This is a genomic window from Streptomyces sp. SID1328 (genome assembly GCF_009865595.1).
GTDB lineage: Bacteria > Actinomycetota > Actinomycetes > Streptomycetales > Streptomycetaceae > Streptomyces > Streptomyces griseoluteus.
Genome location: NZ_WWKH01000275.1, coordinates 1 through 9,998, shown reverse-complemented (window position 1 = coordinate 9,998; position 9,998 = coordinate 1). Strand labels below are relative to the sequence as shown.

At 71.6% G+C, this 9,998-nt stretch carries 9 protein-coding genes; 6 read left to right on the top strand and 3 right to left on the bottom strand.

Translation table 11 applies throughout. The features are described from left to right. The 5 genes from GT030_RS08335 to GT030_RS08315 form a co-directional block, all read left to right on the top strand. On the top strand, nt 1-840 hold an 840-nt coding region (locus tag GT030_RS08335; RefSeq protein ID WP_161200537.1), incomplete at its 5' end, for a sugar ABC transporter permease. Between the two features lie 22 nt (nt 841-862). Next, the gene (locus GT030_RS08330; protein ID WP_161200536.1) at nt 863-1,738 is read left to right on the top strand and encodes a carbohydrate ABC transporter permease; all 876 of its coding nucleotides are present in this window, start codon (nt 863-865) and stop codon (nt 1,736-1,738) included. 40 nt (nt 1,739-1,778) lie between these two features. Further along, nucleotides 1,779-3,386: a glycoside hydrolase family 13 protein gene (locus GT030_RS08325; RefSeq protein ID WP_161200535.1), complete on the top strand. Its 1,608-nt coding sequence runs from the start codon at nt 1,779-1,781 to the stop codon at nt 3,384-3,386. A 57-nt stretch (nt 3,387-3,443) separates the two neighbouring features. Continuing rightward, nucleotides 3,444-5,624: a discoidin domain-containing protein gene (locus tag GT030_RS08320; protein ID WP_161200534.1), complete on the top strand. Its 2,181-nt coding sequence runs from the start codon at nt 3,444-3,446 to the stop codon at nt 5,622-5,624. 240 nt (nt 5,625-5,864) lie between these two features. Next, a complete protein-coding gene (locus GT030_RS08315; RefSeq protein ID WP_161200533.1) occupies nt 5,865-6,533 on the top strand; it encodes a phospholipid scramblase-related protein in 669 nt (222 codons plus the stop codon). A gap of 84 nt (nt 6,534-6,617) precedes the next feature. Here the strand turns inward: GT030_RS08315 and GT030_RS08310 are convergent, their stop codons facing one another. Together GT030_RS08310 and GT030_RS08305 are read right to left on the bottom strand one after the other, a co-directional pair. Continuing rightward, entirely contained in the window at nt 6,618-7,586 is a 969-nt protein-coding gene (locus GT030_RS08310; protein WP_161200532.1) for a hypothetical protein, read from the bottom strand. Further along, on the bottom strand, nt 7,583-8,383 hold the full coding sequence (locus GT030_RS08305) for a phosphatase PAP2 family protein (RefSeq protein WP_161200531.1): 801 nt from the start codon (nt 8,381-8,383) through the stop codon (nt 7,583-7,585). Before GT030_RS08305 ends, GT030_RS08310 begins: the two co-directional genes overlap by 4 nt. Nucleotides 8,384-8,570: 187 nt before the next feature. On the opposite strand from GT030_RS08305, the gene GT030_RS08300 reads away from it, so the two are divergent. Continuing rightward, the gene (locus GT030_RS08300) at nt 8,571-9,200 is read left to right on the top strand and encodes a TetR/AcrR family transcriptional regulator (protein WP_161200530.1); all 630 of its coding nucleotides are present in this window, start codon (nt 8,571-8,573) and stop codon (nt 9,198-9,200) included. 171 nt (nt 9,201-9,371) lie between these two features. Here GT030_RS08300 and GT030_RS08295 read toward each other — a convergent pair. After that, nucleotides 9,372-9,998: hypothetical protein (locus GT030_RS08295; protein ID WP_237522266.1), on the bottom strand; the 627-nt coding region annotated here is incomplete at its 5' end.

Sequence of the window (9,998 nt, the reverse complement as noted above, 5' to 3'; positions counted from 1 at the left end):
TACGGCTTCCTGCTCGGCGGCCTGATCTGCTTCGCCCTGTTCTCCTGGTACCCGGCGATCCGCGCCGTCGTCATCGCCTTCCAGCGCTACACACCGGGCTCCGCGCCCCAATGGGTCGGCACCGCCAACTTCCGCCGGGTCCTGCACGATCCGGAGTTCGGCGCGGCCTGGCGCAACACCCTCACCTTCACCGTGCTCGCCCTCCTCCTCGGCTTCGCCGTCCCCTTCGTCCTCGCCCTCGTCCTCAACGAACTCCGGCACGCCAAGGCGTTCTTCCGGGTCGTGGTCTACCTCCCGGTGATGATCCCCCCGGTGGTCAGCGCCCTGCTGTGGAAGTGGTTCTACGACCCCGGCGCCGGCCTCGCCAACGAGACCCTGCGCGCCCTGCACCTGCCCACCTCGAACTGGTCCAACGGCACCGACACCGCGCTGATCTCCCTGGTGATCGTGGCGACCTGGGCCAACCTCGGCGGCACCGTCCTCATCTACCTCGCCGCCCTCCAGTCCATCCCCGGCGAGCTGTACGAGGCCGCCGAACTCGACGGAGCCAGCCTGCTCCAGCGCATCCGGCACGTCACGATCCCGCAGACCCGGTTCGTGATCCTGATGCTGATGCTCCTCCAGATCATCGCCACCATGCAGGTGTTCACCGAGCCCTTCGTGATCACCGGCGGCGGCCCGGAGAGCGCGACCGTGACCGTGCTCTACCTGATCTACAAGTACGCCTTCCTCTACAACGACTTCGGCGGGGCCTGCGCCCTCAGCGTGATGCTGCTGGTACTGCTCGGCGCCTTCTCCGCCCTCTACCTCCGGCTCACCCGCAGCGAGGGGGACGCATGAACGCCCGTACCGAGGAGGGCACATGAGCACCCGTACCCTCATCTCCCCGGCCACCCTCGCCCGTCCGCGCGGAAGGGCCCTGTACTGGACGGTGTTCGGGACCGTCGTGGTCCTCTTCGCTCTCGCCTTCCTGTTCCCGGTGTACTGGATGGCGTCCGGCGCGATGAAGTCCCCGGACGAGATCGCCCGTACCCCGCCCACCCTGGTCCCCGAGCACTGGCACCTGGCCGGCTACACCGACGCCTGGGACCTGATGCAGCTCCCGCAGCACCTGTGGAACACCGTGGTGCAGGCGGCCGGTGCCTGGGCCTTCCAGCTCGTGTTCTGCACGGCCGCCGCGTACGCGCTGTCCAAGCTGAAGCCCGCCTTCGGCAACGTGGTCCTCGGCGGCATCCTCGCCACCCTGATGGTCCCGGCGCAGGCGCTCGTCGTACCGAAGTACCTGACCGCGGCCGACCTGCCGCTGATCCACACCAGCCTGCTCAACGACCCGCTCGGCATCTGGCTGCCGGCCGTCGCCAACGCCTTCAACCTGTACCTGCTCAAGCGGTTCTTCGACCAGTTGCCCCGCGATGTGCTGGAGGCCGCCGAGATCGACGGCGCGGGGAAGCTGCGCACCCTCTGGTCGGTCGTGCTGCCCATGTCCCGCCCGGTGCTCGGTGTGGTGTCCATCTTCGCGCTGGTCGCCGTCTGGCAGGACTTCCTCTGGCCGCTGATGGTCTTCTCCGACACCGACAAGCAGCCGATCAGTGTGGCCCTCGTCCAGTTGTCGCAGAACATCCAGCTCACCGTGCTCGTTGCGGCCATGGTGATCGCCAGCATCCCCATGGTGGCGCTCTTCCTCGTGTTCCAGCGGCACATCATCGCCGGGATCAGCGCGGGCAGCACCAAGGGCTGACCCGGCCCCCTCGACAGACTCGACAGAAAGGGCACGCACCGTGGCACAGCCCACCCATGCCCGCAGGCAGGCCGACTGGTGGCGCTCGGCCGTCATCTACCAGGTGTACGTGCGCAGCTTCGCGGACGGCGACGGCGACGGCACCGGAGACCTCGCCGGGGTCCGCGCCCGACTGCCCTACCTCGCCGAACTCGGCGTGGACGCCCTGTGGTTCAACCCCTGGTACCTGTCCCCGATGAAGGACGGCGGCTACGACGTCGCCGACTACCGCACCGTCGACCCCGCCTTCGGCACCCTCGCCGAGGCCGAGAAGCTCATCGCCGAGGCCCGTGAGCTGGGCATGCGCACCATCGTCGACATCGTGCCCAACCACGTCTCCGACCAGCACCCCTGGTTCCGGGCCGCGCTCGCCGCCGGCCCCGGCAGCCCCGAGCGCGAACTGTTCCACTTCCGCCCCGGACGCGGCGCGCACGGCGAACTCCCGCCCAACGACTGGCCGTCGCAGTTCGTCGGCTCCACCGAACCGGTGTGGACCCGGCTGCCCGACGGCGACTGGTACCTGCACCTGTTCACCCCCGAGCAGCCCGACCTCAACTGGGCCCACCCCGCCGTGCGCCGCGAGCACGAGGACATCCTGCGCTTCTGGTTCGAGCGCGGCGTCGCGGGCGTCCGTATCGACTCCGCCGCCCTGCTCGCCAAGGACCCCGACCTGCCCGACCTCGCCGGCGCGCCCGACCCGCACCCCTTCGTCGACCGCGACGAACTCCATGACATCTACCGCTCCTGGCGCGCGGTCGCCGACGAGTACGGCGGGGTGTTCGTCGGCGAGGTCTGGCTCCCCGACACCGAGCGCTTCGCCCGCTACCTCCGCCCCGACGAACTGCACACCGCCTTCAACTTCGCCTTCCTGTCCTGCCCCTGGGACGCGGACCGACTGCGCGCGGCCATCGACTCCACCCTCGCCGAGCACGCTCCCGTCGGCGCCCCCGCCACCTGGGTGCTGTGCAACCACGACATCACCCGCACCGTCACCCGCTACGGCCGCGCCGACACCGGCTTCGACTTCGCCGCCAAGGCGTTCGGCACCCCCACCGACCTCGCGCGCGGCACCCGCCGCGCCCGCGCCGCCGCCCTGCTCTCCCTGGCCCTGCCCGGCTCGGTCTACCTGTACCAGGGAGAGGAGCTGGGCCTGCCCGAGGCGGACATCCCGGTGGACCGGATCGAGGACCCGATGCACCACCGCTCCGGCGGCACCGACCCCGGCCGCGACGGCTGCCGGGTCCCGCTGCCCTGGTCCGCCGACGCCCCCTACGCGGGCTTCGGCTCGCGCGAGGAGCCCTGGCTGCCGCAGCCGGCGGACTGGGCGGCGTACGCGGCCGACCGGCAGGAGCGCGACCCGCACTCCATGCTCACCCTGTACCGCGAGGCGCTCGCCGCCCGTCCCGCGTTCGGCGAGGGCCCGCTGACCTGGCTCCCCGCCCCCGAGGGCGTCCTCGCCTTCGCCCGTGCCGGCGGCGCCCTGTGCGTGGTGAACCTCGCGGCCACCGCCGCCGAACTGCCCGCACACTCCGGACTCCTGCTCAGCAGCGGCCCCCTGGACGAGTCGGGCCGGCTGCCGCAGGACACGGCGGTCTGGCTGCGCGCCTGAACCGCCCCACCCCCGCACCTGCTATCCCCGGCACCCCCACCCTGAAGGGATCAGCACATGCACAGCAGCAGCACCGCCAGACACCTCAGGAGCCTGCCCGCCCTGGGCGCCGTCGTCGCCCTCGCCGCGGGCATGACGGTCGCCCTGGCCCCGGCCGCGCACGCCGCCTCCGGCGCAACGCTCCCGTTCACTTCCGTCGAGGCCGAGTCCGCCGGCACCACCGGCAGCAAGGTCGGCCCCGACTACACCCAGGGCAGCCTCGCCTCGGAGGCGTCCGGACGGCAGGCCGTGCGGCTCAACTCCGGACAGCGCGTGGAGTTCACCGTGCCGCGCGCGGCCAACGCCGTGAACGTCGCCTACAGCGTCCCGGACGGCCAGTCCGGCTCGCTCGCGGTCTACGTCAACGGCACCCGGATCGCCAAGACGCTGCCCGTGACCTCCAAGTACAGCTACATCGACACCGGTTGGATACCGGGCTCGAAGACCCACCACTTCTTCGACAACGCCCGCCTCCTGCTCGGCCAGAACGTCCAGGCGGGCGACAAGGTCGCCTTCGAGTCCACCGGCACCCAGGTCACGGTGGACGTGGCCGACTTCGAGCAGGCCGCGGCTGCCGCCACCCAGCCCGCCGGTTCGGTGTCCGTCGTCTCCAAGGGCGCCGACCCCAGCGGCGGCGGCGACTCCACCCAGGCGTTCCGCGACGCCATCGCGGCCGCGCAGGGCGGCACGGTGTGGATTCCGCCGGGCGACTACCGGATCACGTCCTCGCTCAGCGGGGTGCAGAACGTGACGCTGCGCGGCGCCGGCCACTGGTACTCGGTCGTGCACACCTCACGCTTCATCGACCAGTCGAGCTCCGCCGGCAACGTCCACCTGCGGGACTTCGCGGTCATCGGCGAGGTCACCGAGCGCGTCGACTCCAGCCCGGACAACTTCGTCAACGGCTCGCTCGGCCCCAACTCGTCCGTGTCCGGCATGTGGGTCCAGCACATGAAGGTCGGCCTGTGGCTGCTCGGCAACAACGACAACCTGGTCGTGGAGAACAACCGCATCCTCGACACCACCGCCGACGGCCTCAACCTCAACGGCAACGCCCGCGGTGTGCGCGTCAGCAACAACTTCCTGCGCAACCAGGGCGACGACTCCCTCGCCATGTGGTCCCTCTACGCCCCCGACAGCAACTCCAGCTTCGAGAACAACACCATCTCGCAGCCCAACCTCGCCAACGGCATCGCCATCTACGGCGGCACCGACATCTCGGTGAAGAACAACCTGGTCTCCGACACCAACGCCCTCGGCAGCGGGATCGCCATCTCCAACCAGAAGTTCCTCGATCCCTTCTCCCCGCTGGCCGGCACCATCACGGTCTCGGGCAACACCCTGGTCCGCACGGGCGCCCTGAACCCCAACTGGAACCACCCGATGGGCGCGCTGCGCGTCGACTCCTATGACAGCGCCATCAACGCCACGGTCAACATCACCGACACCACGATCACCGACAGCCCGTACTCCGCCTTCGAGTTCGTGTCCGGCGGCGGCCAGGGCTACCCGGTGCGCAATGTCAACGTGACCGGCGCGACGGTGAAGAACACCGGGACCGTGGTCGTCCAGGCCGAGGCGCAGGGTGTGGCCACCTTCAAGAACGTCACCGCGACCCAGGTGGGTGTCGCCGGGATCTACAACTGCCCCTACCCGGCGAACTCCGGCGCGTTCGCGCTCACCGACGGCGGCGGCAACTCCGGCTGGAACAGCACCTGGGCGGACTGCTCCACCTGGCCCCAGCCCGGCCAGGGCAATCCCGAGCCCGATCCGGGCCGCAACCTGGTCAAGGGCCGCCCGGCCACCGCGACCGGCTCCCAGGACGTCTACACCCCCGGCAAGGCGGCCGACGGCGACGCCAACACCTACTGGGAGTCGGCCAACAACGCCTTCCCGCAGTCCTGGACGTCCGACCTCGGCTCCGCCTACCCGGTCCGCCGTGTCGTGCTCAAGCTGCCTCCGTCCTCGGCCTGGGGTGCCCGCACCCAGACCATCGCCGTCCAGGGCAGCACCGACGGCTCGAACTTCACCACCGTCGCCGCCGCCAAGGACTACCGCTTCGACCCGGCGACCGGCAACACCGTCACCGTCTCCCTCCCGAGCGGCACCAGCCTCCGCCACCTCCGCCTGACCGTCACCGGCAACACCGGCTGGCCGGCCGGGCAGTTCAGCGAGGTGGAGGCCTACCAGACCCCCTGACCCGAACCCATGCACCGGCCCGCTCCTCGACCGGGGGAGCGGGTTCCGGTGTGTCCGGAACCATGCCGGTTGCCGGCCGAACGGCGGCCGGCAGGCACTCGAGCAAAGAACCCACGCGCTCGCCGGAAGGCACAGCTCCCGCCGACGCGGCTCCCGGTCGGCAGGGCCGAGCCGGAGCGGAATATCCCGTTCCCGGAACAGGATGGTCAGGTACGGTTCAAGCCACGGTAGGGTGCCCCGGTGACCACGCAATCGAACGTTTCTTCAGGCTCCCACCCCGGCGCGGACGGTACGGAACCGACGCCCGGCGGGACCCTGTTCACCGAGCCCGTGCTCGTGGTGAACCAGAAGGCCAAGCTCATCGAGCTGACCAACGAGTACAAGGTCATGGACCAGAACGGCCGTGACCTCGGGGCCGTGGTCGAGGTCGGCCAGGGCGTGCTCCGCAAGATCCTGCGCTTCGTGTCGAGCTGGGACCAGTTCCTCACCCACCGGCTGGAGATCCGGGACGCCCAGGGGCAGCCGCAGTTGCTGCTCACCCGCCCGGCGAAGATCTTCAAGTCGCGTGTCCTGGTGGCCCGTCCGGACGGCTCGCAGGTCGGTGAGATCGTCCAGCAGAACATGATCGGCAAGATCAACTTCGCCATCAACGTGGACGGCCACCAGGTCGGCGCGATCAAGGCGGAGAACTGGCGGGCCTGGAACTTCGCCATCGTGGACCACGAGGGCGCCGAGATCGCCCGTATCACCAAGACCTGGGAAGGTCTGGCCAAGACGCTGTTCACCACGGCGGACAACTACGTCCTCCAGATCCACCGCCCGCTGCCCGAGCCGCTTCGGAGCCTCGTCGTGGCGACGGCGCTCACCGTGGACACCGCGCTGAAGCAGGACTCGCGCGGCCTGGGCTGACGAGCACCCGGGCAGACGTACGAGAGGGCGGCCGGCGCGTGATGCGCCGGCCGCCCTCTCGTCCACAGCCGTCTCGGACCCCGGCTACAGCCGGGTCAGCCGCCGTGGCCTCGACCGCCGACGGGTCAGCCTCGGCTCCCGCGTCGCCGTGGCCGGCTCCAGGGCCAGCACCGCCGCCACCGGGTGCTCCTCGTCGTCCGGTCCCGGCGCGGGCGGTGGTACGGACGCGGTGGCCGGGGTCGCGCGGGTCAGCAGGACCACGCCCCGGGCCGCCAGGACTGCCCCGGCGAGGGCCAGCAGGATGCCGACGGCGCCGCCGTGGAGGCCCTGGCCGAGCAGGGTCAGGCCGATGACCGAGGCGGCCAGCGGGTTGGCCAGGGTGACCACCGCGAGCGGGGCACCGAGACCGCCCCGGTAGGCCGTCTGCGACAGCAGCAGCCCGCCGGTGGCGAACGCGGCCACCAGCACCGCGACCACGATCACCAGCGGGCTCAGCGCCGGGCCGGTGCCCTCGGTGGCCGCCACCGTCGCGGTCTGGGTGAGCGCGGAGGCGACACCCGAGGCGAACCCGGACGCGGTCGCGTGCCTGAGGCCCGGCCGGGTGCCGGGGCGGCTCAGGGTGCCGATCACGGCGGTGGTCGTGGCGGCGACCGCCAGCGCCGAGGGCAGGCTCAGCGCCCGCTCGGGCGCCGGACCGGAGGCCGCCGTCAGCAGCGCGCCCAGCCCGAGCAGCGTCAGCGCCGTACCCCGCCACTCCAGCGCGGTGACCCGGCGTCCGGCCGCCCGCGCGCCGAGCGGCACCGCCGCGACCAGGGTCAGGGCGCCCAGCGGCTGGACCACGGTGAGCGGGCCGTACCGCAGGGCGACGACGTGCAGCAGGGCGGCGCCCGCGTTCAGGCCGACCGCCGACCACCAGGCGCCGGTGCTCAGCATCCGCAGCAGGCCCGCGCCCGAGTTCCGGGAAGCGAGGCGCTCCTGGGCGACGGCCGCCGAGGCGTAGGCGACGGCCGATATCAGGGACAGGCCGATGGCGGCCGACAGCGCACCGCTCATCGGGCCGGTCCCGCGAGCGCGGTGTCCTGCGGAAGGAGCCGGAGGCGGGCGGTGCCCGCGTTCCCCGGTCCCGCGGTGCGGTGCGGGGAGGGGATCAGGGCCAGCGCGGTGACCAGCAGGGCCGTCGCCACGATCGAGTCCATCCAGTAGTGGTTCGCGGTGCCCACGATCACCGCCAGGGTGACCAGCGGGTGCAGCAGCCACAGCCAGCGCCAGCGGGACCGGGTGGCGGCGATCAGGCCGACGGCCACCATCAGCGCCCAGCCGAAGTGCAGCGAGGGCATCGCGGCGAACTGGTTGGAGAGGTGGTCGCGGGCGGGCGGCCCGTACACCGAGGGGCCGTACAGCCGGGCCGTGTCCAGCAGACCGGTGCCGCTGAGCATCCTCGGCGGGGCCAGCGGGAAGGTGAAGGTCAGCACCAGCGCCGCACTCGTCACCAGCGCCAGGACCCGGCGGGCCCAGACGTAGTGGGCGGGGCGGCGCAGGTACAGCCAGACCAGGAAGGCGACGGTGGCCGGGAAGTGCACGGTGGCGTAGTAGGTGTTCGCCAGGTGGACCAGGGCGTCGCCGTGCAGCAGCGCCGACTGGACGTCCGTCTCGGACGGCAGGTGGACGGCGCGCTCCAGGTGCCAGACCTGGTGGGCGTCGCGGAAGGCGTCCGAGGTGTGGCCGTCGGCGAGCCGCCGTCCGAGCTTGTAGACCAAGAAGAGCCCCGCGACGAGCAGGAACTCCCGCAGGAGCGGTGGCCGGAGCGTTGAGTCCGGTTCCGTTCCGGCGGGCTCGGATCGGGCGTTCATCCCCCGGCCCCCTTCACTGACGGTGGTGCGTGCTGGGTCCGGACGGCTTCCGAACTCAGCGATACGTTTGCGTACCGATACGCCAGTGTACCGATACGGTCGAGTACCGGTACACTGGCGTATCGGTACAGTGCGACACACTGGAATCGGGCAGTACACACCGGGGACGAGTGAGGGGAAGCCAGGTATGACGTCGCAGGCCGCGGACGAACCCGAGACGGTCGTCGCTTCGCGCCGCTCCAAGCTCACGCCCGAGCGTGAACAGGAGTTCTTCGACGCCGTGCTCGACCAGATCCGCCACTGCGGCTACGAGTCCGTCACCATGGAGGGCATCGCCGCCAGCACCCGGTGCAGCAAGTCCACGCTCTACCGGCAGTGGAAGACCAAGCCCCAGTTCGTCGCCGCCGCGCTGCGCGCCAGCCGCAAGGTGCGGTTCGCCGGGATCGACACCGGCTCGCTCACCGAGGACCTGCGGCAGGCCGCGCGAGCCGCGGGGGACTGGTCGGGCAAGGACACCCGGCTGCTCCAGTCGCTCGGGCACGCCCTCACCGACGACCGAGAACTGGCCGAGGCGCTGCGCGAGGCGCTGGTCCACCCGGAGATCGCCGCGCTCCAGGAGATGCTGGAGCGGGGCGTCGCGCGGGGCGAGGTCCCGGCGGGCCACCCCGCGCTGGACTACGTGCCGGCGATGATGTTCGGCGTCCTGCGCGTGCGCCCCGTGCTGTGCGGGCAGTATGCCGACGCCGACTACCTGGCAGGGTTCGTGGAGGCCGTCGTGCTGCCCGCGCTCGGCCTGACGAGGAATCCGGCCGAGTAGGCCGGTTCAGACCCCAGGCCGCCGTTCACGGGATGACTGAACGGTGACCTGGACGCGCCGCACCGTGGGGACGGGGGCGGCGCACGCCCAGGCCGGGCGGGGTCCCCCTTGAGCGGAGGGGGATTCCGCCCGGCCCGGACTTCTTCGGCGGACTTCCTCAGCGGGCCGGGCTCAGACGTCCTGGCCGGAGCCCCCGCCGGACGACACCTCGATCCCCTTGAGGATCTCGTCCATCACCGCCGTGGACTGCCCCACGTCCAGCCCGAAGCGCACCACCAGCATGCGGCTCGGATCGGCGGGCGAGGGGAACGCGGCCGACTCCACATAGCCGTCGGCGCCCTTGCTGGTGACCGCCTTCCAGCGCACCAGATAGCCCTTCTGCCCGGCCACCGTCACCGCCCGCGACGCCAGCACCTGGTGCGAGGTGATGCCGCCGTAGGAGTTCCCGCCGTACGACTCCTCGGCGTTGGCCGCGACATCGGCCTTGGCGACCGCCTCGGCCGTCTCGCCGCGCGTGCCGAGCACGCGGGCCGGCGCCGAGTAGGCGCCGCCCGCAGTGCAGTTCTTGGAGGTGTCGCCGGGACACTTGTAGGACTTGTCCGAGGTCACCTGGGCACCGATGGCGAACGCCTGGCCGGTCCAGCCCTCGGGCACCGGCATGCTGATCCCGTTGACCGGGTCCGGCAGGGTGCCGCCGCCGCGCACCTTGGGCGCGGCCGACCGGCCGGGGGACGGCGACTCCTGCGGGCCGCCCGGTCCCTCCTGGCGGCGCTCCTGCCCCTGCCGGGGGTGCGAGCC

Bases quoted from the DNA above. Each gene is read 5' to 3' on its own strand.
- GT030_RS08310 (WP_161200532.1), bottom strand. From the start codon at position 7,586: ATGAGCGGTGCGCTGTCGGCCGCCATCGGCCTGTCCCTGATATCGGCC.
- GT030_RS08305 (WP_161200531.1), bottom strand. From the start codon at position 8,383: ATGAACGCCCGATCCGAGCCCGCCGGAACGGAACCGGACTCAACGCTC.
- GT030_RS08320 (WP_161200534.1), top strand. From the start codon at position 3,444: ATGCACAGCAGCAGCACCGCCAGACACCTCAGGAGCCTGCCCGCCCTG.
- GT030_RS08300 (WP_161200530.1), top strand. From the start codon at position 8,571: ATGACGTCGCAGGCCGCGGACGAACCCGAGACGGTCGTCGCTTCGCGC.
- GT030_RS08330 (WP_161200536.1), top strand. From the start codon at position 863: ATGAGCACCCGTACCCTCATCTCCCCGGCCACCCTCGCCCGTCCGCGC.